This is a genomic window from Stutzerimonas marianensis (genome assembly GCF_022810315.1).
Lineage (GTDB): Bacteria > Pseudomonadota > Gammaproteobacteria > Pseudomonadales > Pseudomonadaceae > Stutzerimonas > Stutzerimonas marianensis.
The window spans coordinates 14430-32269 of record NZ_JALGRD010000011.1 but is presented as its reverse complement, the minus strand read 5'-3'; the positions used below and the strand labels follow the sequence as shown (position 1 = coordinate 32269).

General features: G+C 66.3%; 13 protein-coding genes. 4 read left to right on the top strand and 9 right to left on the bottom strand.

The window, feature by feature from the left end; genetic code table 11:
• Positions 1-36 precede the first annotated feature (36 nt).
• Positions 37-1074 (bottom strand): bifunctional DNA-binding transcriptional regulator/O6-methylguanine-DNA methyltransferase Ada, encoded by a 1038-nt coding sequence (ada, locus tag MST27_RS18535; protein ID WP_243607420.1) that lies wholly within the window; start codon positions 1072-1074, stop codon positions 37-39.
• Positions 1075-1230: 156 nt separating this feature from the next.
• Here ada and MST27_RS18530 point away from each other — a divergent pair, with 156 nt between their 5' ends.
• Positions 1231-2121, top strand: coding sequence for a PA4780 family RIO1-like protein kinase (locus MST27_RS18530; protein WP_243607419.1), 891 nt, complete (start codon positions 1231-1233; stop codon positions 2119-2121).
• 178 nt (positions 2122-2299) lie between these two features.
• Here the strand turns inward: MST27_RS18530 and MST27_RS18525 are convergent, their stop codons facing one another.
• Genes MST27_RS18525 through MST27_RS18515 form a run of 3 tightly spaced genes read right to left on the bottom strand, consistent with a single transcriptional unit; the run spans position 2300 to position 7922 of the window.
• Positions 2300-3769, bottom strand: a complete 1470-nt coding sequence (locus MST27_RS18525; protein WP_243607418.1) for an efflux transporter outer membrane subunit — start codon at positions 3767-3769, stop codon at positions 2300-2302.
• Complete coding sequence (locus MST27_RS18520; RefSeq protein ID WP_243607417.1) at positions 3766-6822, bottom strand: efflux RND transporter permease subunit; 3057 nt, start codon at positions 6820-6822, stop codon at positions 3766-3768. The genes MST27_RS18525 and MST27_RS18520 overlap by 4 nt, the downstream gene beginning before the upstream one ends.
• Positions 6822-7922: an efflux RND transporter periplasmic adaptor subunit gene (locus MST27_RS18515; protein ID WP_243607416.1), complete on the bottom strand. Its 1101-nt coding sequence runs from the start codon at positions 7920-7922 to the stop codon at positions 6822-6824. The genes MST27_RS18520 and MST27_RS18515 overlap by 1 nt, the downstream gene beginning before the upstream one ends.
• Before the next feature lie 206 nt (positions 7923-8128).
• On the opposite strand from MST27_RS18515, the gene bfr reads away from it, so the two are divergent.
• Positions 8129-8596: a bacterioferritin gene (gene bfr / locus MST27_RS18510; RefSeq protein WP_243607415.1), complete on the top strand. Its 468-nt coding sequence runs from the start codon at positions 8129-8131 to the stop codon at positions 8594-8596.
• A 48-nt stretch (positions 8597-8644) separates the two neighbouring features.
• On the opposite strand, the gene MST27_RS22810 is transcribed toward bfr, so the two are convergent.
• The 4 genes from MST27_RS22810 to MST27_RS18490 form a co-directional block, all read right to left on the bottom strand.
• Positions 8645-10567, bottom strand: coding sequence for a HAMP domain-containing methyl-accepting chemotaxis protein (locus MST27_RS22810; RefSeq protein ID WP_243607414.1), 1923 nt, complete (start codon positions 10565-10567; stop codon positions 8645-8647).
• A 163-nt stretch (positions 10568-10730) separates the two neighbouring features.
• Positions 10731-12311, bottom strand: coding sequence for a malate dehydrogenase (quinone) (gene mqo / locus MST27_RS18500; protein ID WP_243607413.1), 1581 nt, complete (start codon positions 12309-12311; stop codon positions 10731-10733).
• 256 nt (positions 12312-12567) lie between these two features.
• Positions 12568-12984, bottom strand: a complete 417-nt coding sequence (gene cueR / locus MST27_RS18495; RefSeq protein WP_243607412.1) for a Cu(I)-responsive transcriptional regulator — start codon at positions 12982-12984, stop codon at positions 12568-12570.
• A 40-nt stretch (positions 12985-13024) separates the two neighbouring features.
• The gene (locus MST27_RS18490) at positions 13025-15406 is read right to left on the bottom strand and encodes a heavy metal translocating P-type ATPase (RefSeq protein ID WP_243607411.1); all 2382 of its coding nucleotides are present in this window, start codon (positions 15404-15406) and stop codon (positions 13025-13027) included.
• Between the two features lie 150 nt (positions 15407-15556).
• Between MST27_RS18490 and MST27_RS18485 the strand changes: the two genes are divergently transcribed.
• Positions 15557-15748, top strand: coding sequence for a heavy-metal-associated domain-containing protein (locus MST27_RS18485; protein ID WP_243607410.1), 192 nt, complete (start codon positions 15557-15559; stop codon positions 15746-15748).
• 39 nt (positions 15749-15787) lie between these two features.
• Here the strand turns inward: MST27_RS18485 and MST27_RS18480 are convergent, their stop codons facing one another.
• Positions 15788-16429, bottom strand: coding sequence for a TetR family transcriptional regulator (locus tag MST27_RS18480; protein ID WP_243607409.1), 642 nt, complete (start codon positions 16427-16429; stop codon positions 15788-15790).
• A gap of 208 nt (positions 16430-16637) precedes the next feature.
• Between MST27_RS18480 and MST27_RS18475 the strand changes: the two genes are divergently transcribed.
• A complete protein-coding gene (locus tag MST27_RS18475; RefSeq protein WP_243607408.1) occupies positions 16638-17837 on the top strand; it encodes a Bcr/CflA family multidrug efflux MFS transporter in 1200 nt (399 codons plus the stop codon).
• Positions 17838-17840 lie beyond the last annotated feature (3 nt).

Genomic DNA, 17840 nt, shown 5'->3' with positions numbered 1-17840 from the left:
CGTCGGACTGTGTAGCATCCGACCGCCGATTCGTCCTCAGGCTCCCGGTTTTTCCTGCTCGGATTCAAGCAGAGCGGCCTTGCGCTCGATTCCCCAGCGATAACCGGTCAACGACCGATTGGCGCCGACCACCCGGTGGCAGGGCACCAGCAGGCCGACCGGGTTGCTGGCGCAGGCGCGGGCGACGGCACGCGCGTGGGTGCCCAGGTGTTCGGCCAGCTCACCGTAGCGGCGGGTCTCGCCGACCGGAATGTCGCGCAGGGCTTGCCAGACCCGCTGCTGGAAGGCGCTGCCGCGCAGATCCAGTGGCAGGCGGGCCGCGCGCGTGGGCTCCTGCAGCTGAGCCACGACCGCTTCCAGCCAGGCACCCAGGCCTGGCTGGTCGCGAACCAGCTCGGCGGCGGCGAAACGTGACTGCAGCTCGGCAACCAACGCGTCCTCGCGATCACCAAACAGCAGCGCACAGATACCACGCTCGCTCGCGGCGATCGCCAGCAATCCCAGCGGGCAGTCGCCGATCGCATAGCGCAGCCCTTCTCCCTGCGCTTTGCGCCGCCGCTGGGCCGGACTCATGGCCGTGCTGTGCTGATAGGCGCCCCGGGTGCTGCCAAAGCCGGCATCCAGCGCCGCGCCGAGGACCGAGTCGGCGCCGGCCAGTGCCACTTCCAGCCGAGCCTGGCGGCGCGCTGCGGACCAGGCACGCGGGGTCATCCCGGTACGGGCCTTGAACGCGCGGGCCAGATGCGAAGGGGAAAGGCCGATGCGGGCAGCCAGCTGCGCGAGCGGCATCGCCCCGTCGTGGTCGTCCAGCAGCCGACAGGCTGCAATCACTAGCGCGTCCATCTGTTCGGCCGGGCTTTGGCCGTGCGGCGAGCACCGCTTGCAGGGACGAAAGCCGGCGGATTCGGCTTCTTGGGTATCGCTGTAAAAACTCACCCCGTCCCGGCGCGGGCGGCGTGCCGGGCAGCTGGGGCGGCAATAGATGCCGGTCGAGTGCACGGCGAAGACGAACCGGCCGTCGAACGTTTCGTCTCGGTCGCAGAGCGCTTGCCAGCAGCGGTCCAGGTCGAACATCGGTGGGCTCCGTGAGTGGATGACACGATTGTCCCCCCGGCGCGGCTTCGCGCCAATCCGAAGTACGCTTTCAAACTGGCTACCGAGCATGGAAGGGCCGTGACGATTGCCGTAACCTGCAGATCTGCATAGCCAAACAGGGTCTGTGAGCCGCTGATGAAAACGCCAAAACGACTCGAGCCGTTGGTCGAGGATGGGCTGATCGACGAAGTACTGCGCCCGCTGATGAGCGGCAAGGAGGCAGCGGTCTACGTGGTGCGCTGCGGTGACGAGCTGCGTTGCGCCAAGGTGTACAAGGAAGCGAACAACCGCAGTTTCCGCCAGGCCGTGAAATATCAGGAAGGACGCAAGGTGCGCAGCAGCCGCGACGCCCGCGCGATGGCCAAGGGCTCCAAGCATGGACGCAAGGAAAAGGAAGAAAACTGGCAGAACGCCGAAGTGGCTGCGTTGTACCGACTGGCTCAGGCCGGGGTGCGGGTGCCCAAGCCTTATGATTTTCTCGATGGCGTGCTGCTGATGGAAATGGTCAGCGACGAAGATGGCGATGCCGCGCCGCGCCTGAATGACGTCGAGTTGCATCCCGACGATGCCCGCGAGTTCCATGCGTTCATGATTGGCGAAGTGGTCAAGATGCTCTGTGCCGGGCTGGTGCACGGCGATCTTTCCGAGTTCAACGTGCTGCTGGACGAGCACGGCCCGGTCATCATCGACCTGCCACAGGCGGTCGACGCGGCGGGCAACAACCATGCGTTCGACATGCTCGAGCGCGACGTTGGCAACATGTCCGCCTATTTCGGGCGCTTCGCACCCGAGCTCAAGTTCACGCGTTATGCCAAGGAAATGTGGGCGCTCTATCAGGAAGGCAAGCTGACGCCCAAGACCGAGCTGACCGGTGAGTTCGCCGAAGCGGAGGATGCGGCGGACATCGATGCGGTAATGCGGGAGATCAAGGCCACCCTGGCCGAGCAGGCGCGCAAGGAGGCGGCACGCGAGGCGGTGGATCAGCCGAGGGATGAGGTGCCCGAGCCGCCTTGGATGAAGGGCTGAACTGGCTCCCCGCGGCGGCACATCGCGCAGCGATTCCATTCGACCTTCCCAGCGGGCGCGGAGGGTATCGTCTGTCGGCATTGGCTCGATGGACGAGTGAATTCGGCCCTCATGCCAACGGACGGGCCCGTACGCGCGCCCGTACGCGCTAAGCAAGGTGCCGACTTTGCGGGCGAATTCATTCGCCCGGGGGCTCACCTTCCGCCGTTACCCCACCAGCCTGCCACCCACCGCCCAGCGCCACGAACAACGCCACCTGCGCGGTCGCCAGGGCGGTGCGGCCCTGCAAGGCCTGCTGCCGTGCCCGTAACGAGCCACGCTGGGCATCGAGCACTTCGTTGAGGTTCGCCTCCCCCAGGCGATAGCTCTTCTGCGCCAGCGCATAGGCGTACTGGCGATGGCGCAGCGTCCGGCGCAGCGAGTCCAGCCGGCGTTGTTGTCCTTCGATGCGCACCAGTGACCGTTCGACCTCTTCCAGGGCCTCGGCCAGTGCCTGCTGAAAGCTCAGATAGGCGCCTTCGCCCTCGACATCGGCCAGGTCGATGGCCGCACCGCGTCGTCGGTAATCGAGGAAGGGCAGGCCGAAGGTCGCGCCGAGGCGGGCAAAGTTCGAGGCGCTGGAGAAGGCGTCACCCAGCGCCAGGCCGGACCGGCCTACGGCGGCTTGCACCGCCAGGGTCGGGAACAGGTCGCGACGGGCCGCCAGCGACTGCAGCTGCGCCGCTTGCAGTTGCGTGGCTTCGGCAATGAGGTCGGGGCGCCGGCGCAGCAGGTCGATGGGCTGCCCCGGTGGAATCGGCTGGCCTGCCAGCGGAACCCTGGCGGAGGCGCCCAGCTGGCGAGCGGTGGTGCCGGGCGGTTCGGCCAGCAGGGTATCCAGCGCCAGGCGCGCTTCGGCGAGGTCGATGTCCAGTTCATCGAGGTCGGCTTCCAGCGACGCCCGCTCGGCGGCACTGGCCTCGACATCCAGCCGCGTGACCTCACCGGCATCGAACAGGCGGCCGGCGATGCGTTCGAGTTCCCTGGCCAGCTCGATGCCTTCGACCAGCAGCGCCCGCTGGCCTTCCAGGGCGCGCAGCTGCACGTAGCCCTGCGCCGCGTTGGAGGCGACGGCCAGGCGAGCAGCGATCGCCTGGGCCTGTGCCGAGCGGATCTGCTGGCGGGCACTGTCGGTTCGCGCACGGGTGGCGCCGAAGATATCCAGTTCCCAGCTGGCCTGTAGCGCCAACTCCCAGTTGTCGAAGGTGATGACGTCGTCGTCGGGGATGAACTGCCCGACCGGGCTGTTCGGGTCGGGCTCGCTGTCATTCTCGATCCACTGGCGGCTGGCCGAGCCGGGCAGGTCGAGCGTCGGAAAAAGTCCGGCACGGGCCTGGCGCAGCTGCGCGCGTGCCGTGTCGACGCGCAGCATGGCCTGGCGGATGTCGCGGTTGTTGTCCAGTGCCTGGCGCACCAGGCCGGTGAGCGCCGGATCCTCGAACAGCTGCCACCAGGTGGCCAGGGCCTCGGTGTCTGCCGGTTGCTGGCGCACGGCATGAAACCAGGTGTCGGGTACATCCGGCTGCGGACGCTCCGGCACGTTCGAGCAGGCACCCAGCGCGAGGGCCAGCGCCCAGGCCAGCGGCTGGAGAGGCAGGCGGCCGGTCATCTGGTTTCCTCCGGTTTCACGCGCATGAACAGCAGGTACAGGCAGGGCACCGCCAGCAGGGTCAGCAGAGTGGCAAAGCCCAGCCCGCCCATGATGGTGACCGCCATGTTGGCGAAGAATGGGTCGAACAGCAGCGGGACCATCCCCAGCACGGTGGTGCCCGCCGCCATCATCACCGGACGTAGGCGCGAGGCCGAAGCTTCGACGATGGCGGTCAGCCGTGGGACCTCGTCGGCGATCTGTCGGTCGATCTCGTCCACCAGCACCACGGCGTTCTTGATCAGCATGCCCGTCAGGCTGAGCAGGCCTAGCAGGGCCATGAAGCCGAATGGCTGTCCGGTGACCAGCAGGCCCAGGGTGACGCCGCAGAGCGCCATCGGCACCACCAGCCAGATCATCAGCGGTTGTCGAACCTTGGCGAACAACAGCACGGTGACCAGCACCATGGCGAGGTAGGGCACGGCGAGGGTGGCGGCCAGCGCTTCCTGCGCGTCGGACGACTGCTCGTGGTCGCCGCCCCACTCCAGCGAATAGCCGGGCGGCAGCGGCATGTCCTCGATCAGCGGGCGAATACGCTCGAAGGCATCGTTGGTGTTTTCCCCGTCACGTGGCTCGGCGCGAATCGCAATGGTGCGTTCGCGCCCGTGTCGGCGAATGGTCGAGTCCTCGGTCGCGACGTCGATGCCGTCGGCCACCTGCGCGAGGGGGACGTAGCGGTTCATCGCCGGGCTCCAGATCAGCCGCTGCATCAATTCATCCGGCTCGGCGCGGTCCTCCTCGGTCGCGCGCAACAGGATCGGGATCAGCTCGTCGCGCTCCCGGAACACGCTGACGCGCTGTCCCTCGCTGGCAACGGACAGCGCACGGGCGACGGCCTGGCGCGTGAGGCCGGCGTCGGCCAGGCGATCCAGGTCCAGCCGCGGGCGCAGCACCGGCACCGGGGCACGCCAGTCGTCGCGGATGTTGAAGACCTCGCCCTGCTCGTGAAGGATGCGCTGGCCCTCGGCGGAAAGCGCGCGTAGCTGGTCCAAGTCCGGTCCGCTGATGCGCGCTTCCAGTTTGGCTTCGGCATTGGGCCCGAACATGAACTGCGCGGCGGCGACGTCCGCCGAGGGGTAGCGTCCTGGCAGCGTCTGGTTCACGTCTCGCACCAGATCGGCGATCACCTCGGCGTCTTCGGTGCGCACCAGAAAGTGCATCAGCGAGGGGTTCGGCTGCTCCGGTGCATAGGTCAGCATGAAGCGCGAGGCGCCGGCGCCGACGAAGGTGGAAACGTCCGTCACGCCCTCGAGTTCGTGCAGATAGCCCTCGACCTCTTTGGCGGTGCGGCTGGTGTCGCGGATATGCGTGCCCTGCGGCAGGAACAGGTTGACGTAGAAGATCGGCGTGCTCGATGGCGGAAAGAAGCTCTGCGGGACGCGGCTGAAGCCCAGGACGCTGAGGACGGTGAGGATCACCAGCACGCCAACGGTCAGCCAGGGGTGGGCGAGCACGCCGCCGGCGATTCGCCGGTAGCGGTTGTAGACCGGCCCGCTGTAGGCCTCGTCCTGGCCTTCGCCCGCCGTATCCCGGTCGCCCTTGCGCTCGAGCAGGTAATGGCCGAACAGCGGCACGACCAGCAGCGCGAGCAGCCAGCTCAGCAGCAGGGAAGTGGCGATGACGAAGAACAGCGAGAAGAGGAATTCGCCCGTCGTGTCCTGCGACAGGCCGATCCCGGCGAAGGCCAGGATGCCGATGATGGTCGCGCCCAGCAGCGACCACTGCGTCTGCTGCAGCGTTTTGCGTGAGGCCTCGAGAATGCTGCGCCCACGCTGCTTCTCGATCAGCATGCCGTCGCAGACCACCACCGCGTTGTCCACCAGCATGCCCATGGCGATGATCAGCGCGCCCAGTGAAATGCGCTCCAGCTCGATACCGGCCAGCCACATCACCAGCAGCGTGCCGAGCACGGTGAGAAACAGCACGGCGCCGATGATCACCCCGGCGCGTAGCCCCATCGCCAGGCAGAGCACGCCCACCACGATCGCGACCGAGAGGAACACGTTGAGCGCGAAGCTGTTGACCGATTCGTTGACGATGCTGTGCTGCTGATAGAGCGGGTGCAGCTCTGCGCCCAGCGGCATGCGGGGCTGCATGGCCTCCAGCGCCGCCTCGACGCTCTGTCCGACCTCGACGATGTTGCTTCCGGAGACGCCGCTGATGCCGATCGTCAACGCAGGCTCGCCGTTATGCCGGATCAGCTGGCGTGGCCGCTCGGCGTAGTCGCGGCGAATGGTCGCGATGGAGCCGAGATCGACGCTCTGCGGCCCCTGGCCGACCGGCAAGGCGCGCAGGGCGTCGAGTGAGTTAAAGGCGCCGGTGGGGCGGATGGTGACGAAGTATTCGCCGGCCCGCACGCCACCGGCATCGACCGCTGCGTCGGCGTCCCCCAGCGCGGCGATGAATTCCTCGGGCGAGAGGTTCAGGGCCGCCAGCCGCGCCTGGTCGACTTCCACCAGGATGCGTTCCTCGCGCACGCCCGCGATCTCGACCTGGCCCACGCCATCGGCGGTGATCAACCCGCGGCGCAGGTCCTTGGCGACCTCATGCAACTCCCTCAGCGTCAGGCCTTCGCCGGTCAGGGCGAAAAAAATGCCATAGACGTCGCCGAAGTCGTCGTTGACCAGTGGCGGATCGATCCCCGGCGGCAGCTCCTGCTGGGCATCGCCGACCTTGTTGCGCAGCTGGTCCCAGATCTGGTCGAGCTCATCGCCGGAATAGCTGTCCTGGATTTCCACACGAATTTCGGCCTGGCCGATCATCGAGCGCGAGCGGATCTCCTTGACCTCGGCCAGCTCCTGGATCGCGCTTTCCAGGGGTTCGGTCACCTCCTGCTCGACCTCGAGCGCGGTTGCGCCGGGGTACTGGACCGTGACGATCGCTTCCTTGATGGTGAATTCCGGATCTTCCAGCCGGCCCATTTCAAAGAAGGCGAGCACGCCGCCGACCAGACAGATGAGGACCAGCAGCCAGACGTTGACCGGTTTGCAGATGGCGTAGCGGGCCAGATCCATCAGTGCGTGCCCGCGCTCTGGTCGCGCCGCTCGGCCTTGATCGCCTGGCCGTCGGCGAGCTTGCTACCCCCGGCGGCAATCACCAGCATCTCCTCCGCGAGGTCGCCGCTGATGATCGCCTGGTCCTGCTCGATGCGTTCGAGCCGGACGTCCTCCCGCCGCGCCTGGCCGTCGACGGCCGCCCAGATGAAGTGGTTGCCGTCGGGCGCCGTCTGGATGGCATTGAGCGGCACGTGAAAGCGCGGTGGGCGGTCCTGTTCGAGCGGGGCCGGGCGCTGCAGCCGGACGCGCACGGCCATGCCTGGGAGCAGGTTGTAGCCCTCCGGCGGTTCGCCCTGGAGGATCAGGCGATAGGTACGCGAGCCCTCGCGCGGTTGCGTACTGTGTTCCTTGTAATGCAGGTCAAGGGTGACGCCAGCGATCACCAGCTCGCCTTCGGCCTGCAACTCGGCATTCAGTGGCACGCTCAGCGCCGCGGTTTCGGGCAGGTCGACGCCCACCTCCACGTGCTGGTTGTTCTGCAGTTCCAGTATGGGGGTGCCGACGCTGACGACCATGTCCGGTTCTGCCAGACGCTGAGCCACCACGCCGTCGAAGGGGGCGGTGAGCGTGCTGTGCTGGATGTCGCGCTGTGCGCTGTCACGAGCCACCCGTGCCGCCACGACGTTGGCCTGCAGAGGCTCGACGGCGGCCGGCGCGAGGATGCCCTCGGCCAGCAGCGCGCGCTTGCGGGTCAGGTCCGCTTCCAGCTGGCGCAACCGTGCCGTCGCCTCGCGCTGCTGGAGTTCGTAGTCGGTGCGATCGAGCTGCGCCAGCGGCTGGCCCGCCTCGACGCGCGTGCCTTCGTCCACCAGGATGCGTTCGATACGCCCGGCGACCTGAAAGGCGAGCTGCGTGGTGGTGACGCTTTCCACCACACCGGGGAAGCGCAGCGCCTCCGGTGCCGGATCCACGCGGCGCAGCGGTTCGACATAGGCGATGCGTGGCGGGACTTCGGCTGGCGCCTCGTCCTCGGCGCAAGCGGACAGGATCAGCGGCAGGCAGACCAGCGCCAGACGGCGCAGGGCGTGAAAGCGGCTTCGGGGCTCTAGCGATGACATCCAGACTCCTGCGCGAGGTTCCGGAGCGGGACGCTCACGGATCGGGCAACAGTCTCAATAGAACGCGCGGTCTACTCGGGAGTTCGCTGATCGATACGTTGACTGATCGGTCCGTCCGGCCTGCGGCAACGGGTCTGCGCTTGGTCGCGCGCGGATTGGGCGTATCATGGGGCGGCGTTTCAATGTCAGTGCCGGAGAGGGTCGCTATGCAAGGTCAGCCACAGGTCATCGAATATCTCAAAGAACTGCTGCGCGGGGAGCTGGCGGCGCGCGATCAGTATTTCCTGCACTCACGCATGTATGCCGACTGGGGTTTCACCAAGCTCTACGAGCGGATCAATCATGAGATGGAGGAAGAGACCGAGCACGCCGACGCGCTGCTCAAACGCATCCTCTTCCTTGAAGGCACGCCGGACATGACGCCCGAAGCGATTCATCCTGGCCATACGGTGCCGGACATGCTGCGCAGCGACCTGGCCTTGGAATACAAGGTCCGTGAAGCCCTGGCCAAGGGCATCACCCTCGCCGAGCAGCACGGCGATTACCAGACACGTGAAATCCTGGAGCTGCAATTGCTCGACACCGAGGAAGATCACGCGTACTGGCTGGAGCAGCAACTCGCGATGATCGATCGCATCGGGTTGCAGAATTACCTGCAGACGCAGGCCAGCTGATTCGATACGAGGCCAGGCGCGATGCCTGGCCTCGTCGTTTTGGCTGGGTCAGATGCGGAAGCGGCTGACCATCGACTGCAGCTGACTGCCCAGCCGAGCCAGTTCGACACTGGACGACGCGGTTTCCTCGCTGGCAGCTGCGGCCTGCTCGGACAGGTCGCGCACATTCACCACGCTGCGACTGATTTCCTCGGCAACCGCGCTCTGCTCTTCGGCGGCCGTAGCGATCTGCTGGTTCATGGCTTGAATGTTGGAGACGGTATGGGTGATGCGCGCCAGTGACGTACCGGCGCGGCGCGTCAGCTCCACGCTGCTCTCGGTGAGGTCGCGGCTGTTCTGCATGATCGCGGCGACCTGTTGCGTGCCGCCTTGCAGTGCGGTGACGAGCTGCTCGATCTCTTCGGTCGATTTCTGGGTGCGCTGCGCCAGGCCACGTACCTCGTCGGCAACCACGGCGAACCCGCGACCGGCTTCACCGGCGCGCGCAGCTTCGATCGCGGCGTTGAGTGCCAGCAGGTTGGTCTGCTCGGCAACCGCGCGGATCACGTTCATCACGCTGCCGATCTTGTCGCTGTCGCTTTGCAGGACAACCATCGCGTCGGAAGACCGGATGACTTCGCCAGCCATGCGCTCGATCTGAGCAACCACTTCGGCGACGACGCGATCGCCCTCGCGGGCTTCGTGATCCGCCTCAGTGGCCGCCTGCGCTGCCTGTTCGGCATTGCGCGCGACTTCCTGAACGGTTGCCGACATCTCGTGCATGGCGGTGGCGACCTGGTCGGTTTCTTCCTTCTGGCTGTTCACGCCGGCGCTGGTCTGGGTGGTTACGGCCGACAGCTCCTCGGCCGCGCTGCTGATCTGGCTGACACCGTCGCGGATACCGCCGATCAGCTCGCGCAGCGTGGTGCCCATCTGCTGGATGCCCTGCTGCAGCACGCCCAGTTCGTCACGACGCGTGACCTTCGCGGTGGCGGTCAGATCGCCGGAAGCGATGCGCTCGACATCGGCCAGCGTGGTGCGCAGCGGCAGGATGATCTGGCGCGTGATCAGCCAGGCCGCGAGGATACCCAGCAACAAGGCCAGCAGGGTGCTGACGATCAGGCGGTTGCGCGCTTCGCCGCTTTCGATGTCGAGGCGGTCCAGCTGGAACTGATAGAGGGCATCGCTCAAGCGGACGATTTCTTTCTGCTGGTCGGTCATCTCCTGGCGTGCCTTGGCGATGGCCTGGGTCGCGCCGACGAAGGTTTCGATGGCGCTTCGGTAGTCACTCAGCACCGTGCGGATCTGCTCGACGGCGTCGCGGCTGGTCTGATCGAACTGGCTGCGGTACTGATCCAGCGTCGCGACGGCCTTGTCGAGCTGTGCATAGACGGCCTGGATGTTGTCCGCGGTAGTGGCGGCCAGGTAGACGCGCAGCAGGTACTGCGCGTGCTTGATGTCTTCACGCATCTGCGTGACGGCGCGGTATTGCTCGAAACGCTGCGGCTCGTACTCGGGCAGCTGCAGGGCGCGTGCGTTGAGCGCGCCGGTCAGGCTGTCCAGCTTGACGGCGGCGGCGCCCATGCTCCGCTGCGCGCCGTTGGCGGCGACATAGGCCTGGCGCATGTCGTTCAACGAGTGCTGGTACTGCTCGTTGTAGCCGGCCTGCTCCTTGAGCATCGCGACGTTGATCGGATTCTTGAAGGTGTTGAGCAGCTTGGTCTGCTGAGCCAGGTAAATGCCCAGGTTCTTGTCCAGGCGCTCGGTGGATTCGGCATCGCCGTTGGCCAGCATGAATTGCAGGCGTGCGATGCGCAGGTTCGTCAGGGTGTTGTTGAGCTGAGATATCTCGGTCATCCAGCCACTGCGCTGGATCACGCTGCCAAGACTGCCCCAGCCGTTCCAGGCCAGGATCAGTGTGAGAACCAATACCGCGCCAAAGCCCAGTGACAGCTTTCGGCTGACGCCAATGTTGCCAAACCAGTTGTTCATTCAGGTACCACGTGAGGAGACGATTCAGGGGGTGGCGGTCCGTCGCCGATCAGAAGCGCCCGCTATCGGCAGGGCGCTCCAGTGCTTTAGGTGTAACGCTGCATGTCGTCAGCAAGGCGACGAGCGGTTGCCGGGCCGCCGCGAAGGCCCGGCGCGCTACGCATCAGTCGCGGGCGATGTTGGCCACGGCCGTCGCCGGAGCGGACAGCTGCAAGCGCTCGCTGGTCATGGCGCGGATTTCTTCGGTCAGGGCGGCGTCCTCGTTCAGCGAGCGGCCATAGGCGGGGAAGATCGCCTTCAGTTTCGCTTGCCACTGCGGGGTTTCGACCTGTTGCTTGAAGGTCGTCTGCAGCAGCTTGAGCATGATCGGTGCGGCTGTTGACGCACCCGGCGAGGCGCCGAGCAGGGCGGCGATGGAGCCGTCCGCCGCGCTGACGATCTCGGTGCCGAACTGCAGCACGCCACCTTTCTCCGGGTCGTTCTTGATGATCTGGACGCGCTGCCCTGCGGTGATCAATTCCCAGTCTTCGGCCTCGGCCTGCGGGAAGTACGCCTTCAGTTCGGCGATGCGGTCCTCCTGGCTCAGCATCAGCTGGCCGATCAGGTATTGGCTCAGGTCGAGGTTGTCCAGGCCGGCCTGGACCATGGGCAGCGCATTGTCGGTGCTCATCGAACCGGGCAGATCCATCAGCGAGCCGTTTTTCAGAAACTTGCTGGAGAAGGTCGCGAAGGGTCCGAACAGCAGGACCTTCTCACCCTCGATCACACGCGTGTCCAGGTGCGGTACGGACATGGGCGGCGAGCCGACCGAGGCCAGGCCGTAGACCTTGGCCTGGTGCTGGGCGACGACGTCCGGGTTGCGTGTCATCAGGAACTGGCCGCCCACCGGGAAACCGGCGTAGCCCTTGGCTTCCGGGATGTCGGCCATCTGCAGCAGCTTCAGGGCGCCGCCGCCGGCACCGATGAACACGAAGCGCGCCTTGACGCTGGTCTGCGCTTCGTCGTTGGCGAGGTCGGCAGAGACCACGGTCCAGGTGCCGTCCGCGTTGCGCGTGATGTCGCGGACTTCGTGTTGCAGCTGCATCGTGACCTGTTCGCTCTTGCCGAGGGCTTCGAACAGTTGACGGGTGATTTCTCCAAAATTGACGTCGGTGCCAAGGGGCATCCGTGTCGCAGCGACCGGCTGATCGGCGTCGCGGCCGTTCATGATCAGGGGTACCCATTCGCCGATCTGCTGCGGCTGCTCGGAATACTCCATCCCGCGGAACAGCGGGCTCTGCTGCAGCGCGGCGTGGCGCTTGCGCAGGAACTCGATGTTGTCCTCGCCCCAGACGAAGCTCATGTGCGGGACGGCATTGATGAAGCGGCGCGGCTCCTGCAGCACGCCGCGCTCCACCTGGTGGGCCCAGAACTGCTTGGAGAGTTCGAACGACTCGGCAATGCTCACGGCCTTGCTGATGTCGATGCTGCCGTCCGCTTTCTGCGGCGTGTAGTTCAGTTCGCAGAAGGCCGAGTGCCCGGTACCGGCGTTGTTCCACGCGTTCGAGCTTTCGTCGGCGACGCTGGGCAGGCGCTCGTGGACTTCGAGGGTCCAGTCCGGCTCCAGTTCGTGCAGGTAGGTCGCCAGGGTGGCGCTCATGATGCCGCCGCCGATCAGCAGGACGTCGACGGTCTTTTCCGGTTCGTTGGGCTTGGAGCAGGCGATCAGTGTCGTGCACATGAACGCCAGGATCAGTTTCTTCATCGGTGGTTCTGTTTGCCTGTTGAGGTATGCGAATGAACGGCAACCGTTCAGCGGACCGCTGAGGGCTGGCCCTCGTGGTCGGTAAGCGGCGCGTTCGGAAAGGCCTGTGGCCCGGATGCAAGGCGGCGGGACCGGCTCCGGACTTAAATCCGGTGACCGAACGGGGCGGGGTTCGCCGCGCCCGCCGTTGCGAGGGGCGCGGATTCTATTAGGGAGCTAAGTATTTGGCAACGGCACGGCGGCTCGTTCGGATCCCTTACTCGTTCTGTTCCGTGTGGCAGCGACCACCGGATTCCAGGTCCCTGAGGATCGGGCAATCGGGGCGCTGGTCGCCGTGGCAGGTTTCGACCAGCTCCTGCAGGGTGTCGCGCAGCCCCACCAACTCGGCGATCTTCTGGTCGAGCGCTTCGATATGGGCACCGGCAAGGGCCTTCACGTCGGCGCTGGCTCGCTGGCGGTCCTGCCACAGGGCCAGCAGCTTGCTCACTTCCTCCAGCGAGAAGCCCATGTCCCGCGAACGCTTGATGAAAGCGAGCCGGTGCAGGTCTTCCTCCGTGTAGTGACGGTAGCCGTTGGCGCTGCGGCCGGCTGGCGAAATGAGATCGATCGATTCGTAATAGCGAATCATCTTCGCCGAAAGTCCGCTCTTCTTGGCTGCCTGACCGATGTTCATGCAGGGCTCCAGGAAACGATGAGGTTGGGCGGGGCGCGCATCACGGCCCGGGCTTCCAGCGCTTGAGTAGCAGGGCGTTGCTGACCACGCTGACGCTGGACAGCGCCATCGCTGCGCCGGCAACCACCGGACTGAGCAGGCCGAAGGCCGCCAGCGGAATGCCCACCAGATTGTAGATGAACGCCCAGAACAGGTTTTGCTGGATCTTGCGATAGGTGCGGCGGCTGATTTCCAGCGCCGCCGGCACCAGCCTCGGGTCGCCGCGCATGAGCGTGATGCCGGCCGCGTGCATCGCCACGTCGGTGCCGCCGCCCATGGCGATACCCACGTCCGCCGCAGCCAGCGCCGGGGCATCGTTGATGCCGTCACCGACCATGGCCACCACCGCACCCTTGTTTTTCAAGTCGGCGACCGTGGCCGCCTTGTCCGCCGGCAGCACTTCGGCGTGCACGCTGTCGATGTGCAGGGCTTCGGCGACGACCCGCGCGCTGCCGCGGTTGTCGCCGGTGATCAGGTGGCTGCGAATAGCCCTGGCGTTCAAGGCGGCCACGGCGTCGGCCGCGCCCTCCTTGAGGCTGTCGCCAAAGGCGATGAGCCCGAGCACGTGCGGCTGCGGTGCGGTTTCGATCAGCCAGGAGAGGGTGCGACCCTCGTCCTCCCATTCCTGGGCGCGGTTGGCCAGATGCCCCGGCTCGAGACCGTTCTCGTCCAGCAGCCGGCGGTTGCCCAACGCGAGCGAACGGCCATCGAGCTCGCCGGCAATGCCACGTCCGGTCAATGACTGGCTGCGGGTGACGTCGGCCGTCTCGAGGTGCAGTTCTTCACAACGCTCCAGCACGGCGCGGGCGAGCGGGTGCTCACTGCCGCGTTGCAATGCACCGGCCTGACGCAGCAGCGTGGCTTCGTCCCCGTCGATCGCATGGAGATGGACGATGCGAGGCTTACCCGAGGTCAGGGTGCCGGTCTTGTCGAAGGCGACGGCGGTCACCGCGTGGGCGACTTCAAGCGCCTCGGCGTCCTTGATCAGGATGCCGTGGCGCGCCGCGACGCCAGTGCCGGCCATGATCGCGGCAGGCGTCGCCAGGCCCAGGGCGCAGGGGCAGGCGATGACCAGCACAGCGACCGCGTTGATCAGCGCCACCTCCGCCGGTGCGCCAGTCAGCAGCCAACCGGCCAGCGTCAACAGGGCGATGACCAGCACCGCCGGGACGAACACCTGGCTGACCCGGTCCACCAGCTTCTGGATCGGCGCCTTGGCGGCCTGGGCGTCTTCCACCAGACGAATGATGCGCGCCAGCACTGTCTCGCCGCCCAGCGCAGTGGTACGTACCAGCAAGCGGCCTTCGCCGTTGATGGCCCCGCCGGTGACGCGGTCTCCAGGGGCCTTGGGCACCGGCAGGCTTTCACCGCTGATCAGGGCTTCGTCGGCTTGGCTTTCGCCTTCGATGACTTCGCCGTCAACCGGGAAACGCTCGCCCGGGCGGACCAGCACCCGGTCGTCCAGGCGCAGGGCAGCGATGGCGACCTCTTCCTCGCGGCCGTCGATGATCCGCGTGGCGCGGTCCGGGCGCAGGGCTTCAAGGGCACGGATCGCCGCACTGGTCTGACGCTTGGCGCGGCTTTCCAGGTATTTGCCGAGCAGTACCAGGGCGATGACTACCGCCGAGGCCTCGAAGTACAGATGCGGCATTTGTCCGGCAGGTGCCGCCCACCATTGGTACAGGCTCAGGCCGTAGCCGGCGCTGGTGCCAATGGCCACCAGCAGGTCCATGTTGCCCGCGCCGGCGCGCACGGCCTTCCAGCCCGCGACGTAGAACCGTGCCCCGAGGATGAACTGCACAGGTGTCGCCAGGAGAAACTGCACCCAGGGCGGTAGCATCCAGTGCTGGCCAATCAGGTCGCCGAACATGGGCATCACCAAGGGGGCGGCCAGCAGGAGCGCAGCGATGACGGTCAGCCGTTCGCGGCGAAGGCGGCGCTCGCCCTCGTCGACGGCGGGGCGCTCCTCGTCCAGCGGTTGCGCCTGATAACCGGCGTTTTCGACCGCCTGGATCAGCAGGGCGGGGTCCGGTGCGCCCAGCACCTCGATGCGGGCGCGCTCGCTGGCCAGGTTCACCGAGGCGCTGCGCACGCCGGGGACTTTCAGCAGGGCACGCTCAACGCGACCCACGCAGCTGGCACAGGTCATGCCGCCGATCGCCAGCTCCAGCGTCTGCGCCGGTACGCTGTAGCCGGCCTTCTCGACTGCCTGCACCAGGCCGGCGAGATCGACGGCGTGCGCGTCCACTCGCACCTGTTCGGCGGCGAGGTTGACCTCGGCGCGGTCGACGCCAGGCACCTTGAGCAGCGCCCGCTCGACGCGTCCGGCGCAACTGGCGCAGGTCATGCCGCTGATGGGCAAGGTGTAAGGGGTACCGGACATGAGGATTCTCCGAATGGCCTGTTGCTGCGCATGATCAACCTTTACCTCGTGGCAAGGTCAAGCCCCTTATCCAGTTGCCGCAGCCCGGCTTGACCTTGCTACCGTGGCAACGCACAACCTGAGCCGATCAGTCATACGGAGGAGCCAACCATGCGAAGTTTTCAGGTGACGGGCATGACCTGCGCCCACTGCGAACGGGCAGTGACCCAGGCGATCAAGGCGCGCGAGTCCGGCGCAGTGGTACAGGTCGATCTCGAGCGCGGGATCGTGGAGGTCGAGGGGGAGCTGAGCGAGCAGGCGATCCGTGAGGCGATTGAGGAGGAGGGTTACAAGGTCGCCTGAGCCAGGGCCATCGCTATGCGTTGCCCCGGCGAGGCGCGATCACGCCGGGGCGCTGGCTGGCGGCACGGCGTCCCAGTCCGCTACGAGCCCGCGGAACAGCGGATCGACCAGCGCCGCGGCGTCTTGCTGTGGGTCGAACAGCGTCTGGTCACGCGTCCAGTCGCTGAACAAGCCGACAATCAGTGCGTGGATCGTCCGTGCCGCCAGGCGCGGCGTAACCCCCGGTAGCAGTTTGCTGCCAGCACATTCCAACAATTTTTCGCAGAGCTCGATGAACTGGTTGATGAACGCATGGTGACGCTCTTCCGCCTCGCGCAGTTCGTCGGTGAATTCGCAGCGATGCAGCAGGATGGTCATGATCCGGCGCTTCTGCTCGTCCCGCGCCAGCGAGGCTATGCCGTCGAGGCAGAGGTCGCGCAACGCCCGCAGCGGCTGTTGCTGCGTGCAGCTACACAGACGCTCAGCCATCTGCTCCGGCGGCAGGCGGACCTGGTTGAGCATTTCGTGAAAGAGGTGTGCCTTGTTCTGGAAGTGCCAGTACACGGCGCCGCGCGTGACGCCGGCGTCACGCGCGATCTGATCGAGGCTGGTGTGCGCCACGCCCTTGTCGAGAAAGAGCCGCTCGGCTGAGGCGAGCAGGGCGATACGGGTTTTTTCGGCGTCTTCTTTGGTTCTTCGCATGTCTGGCTACGGCAGCTTGAAGCTGAGTCAAAAGGCCCTTGCGGGCGGGCAGTTCGGAGTTCATCCCTCAACTTCTGCAACTTTGCTTGTTTACAATCGTCTGTGTATGTAACAGCATCTGACCTTTCCTGTAAACGTTCGATCCCCTGCCCGGCGTTTCCCTTGCTGCGGCGGTGCCTGTTCCTTTTTGTCCCGCGAGTCGTTCTCGATGCCTCTTCCGATCTTGTTGATCCTGGGCGCGCTCAGTGCCTTCGGCCCCTTGGCCATCGATTTTTACCTGCCCGCCTTTCCAGCGATGGCGCGCGCTTTTGCCACGGATGTCGAGCATGTGCAACTGTCGCTGGCGGCTTATTTCGTCGGGCTGGCCTTCGGGCAGCTGATCTACGGCCCCTTGGCCGACCGCTACGGGCGTCGCTGGCCGTTGCTGGTCGGTGTCACCCTGTTCACGCTGGCGTCGCTCGCATGCGCCTTGGCGCCGTCGCTGGACTGGCTCGTTACGGCGCGTTTCGTCCAGGCGCTCGGTGGTTGCGCGGGCATTGTGGTGACCCGAGCGGTGGTGCGTGACAGCTGCGACCCAGTGCAGGGAGCCAAGGTGTTTTCCCAGCTGATGCTGGTGATGGGGCTGGCGCCGATTCTCGCGCCGCTGGCCGGCGGGGTGCTGATGAATGCCTTCGGCTGGCCGGCGATCTTCGTTTCGCTGACGATCTTCAGCGCGCTGTGTGGCATTGCGGTCGCCTGGCGCCTACCGGAAACCCTGCCCGCCGACGCGCCCAAATTGCCGCTTGGCGGCACGCCACGGCGTTATGTCGCGCTGTTCAAGGACCGGGAGTTCATCGCCTATGCGCTGGCCGGGGGCGTGGCGATGGCCGGCATGTTCGCCTATATCGCCGGTTCGCCGTTCGTCTTCATCGAGCTCTACGGGGTGCCGGCCGAGCACTACGGCTGGCTGTTCGGCAGTAACGCGGCAGGCTTCATCCTCGTCTCGCAGATCAACGCGCGCCTGCTGCGGCTGCGTGGGCCGGGTTTCTGGCTGCGGCGCTTCGTCTGGTTCTACTTCGCCTCTGGTGCGGCCCTTCTGCTGCTCGCGTTGAGCGAGCCGGCGTCGCTCTGGCCTCTGTTGATCCCGCTATTCGCCGGGCTGGCAAGCCTTGGCAGCATCCTGCCGAACGCGACCGCCTGTGCCATGGCACGCCAGGGACAGCAGGCCGGACTGGCCTCGGCGCTGATGGGCAGCCTGCAGTTCTGCGTCGCGGCGTTGGCCTCGGCATCGGTGGGCTGGCTGCACGATGGCACGGCGATGCCGATGGCCCTCGTGATCACCCTGTGTGCGCTGACGGCGGCGTGTCTGGCCTGGTACACCAGCCAGCACACCTTTTCCGGGCGGGGCGGCGAGGCCGCCTCGTCCTGACGC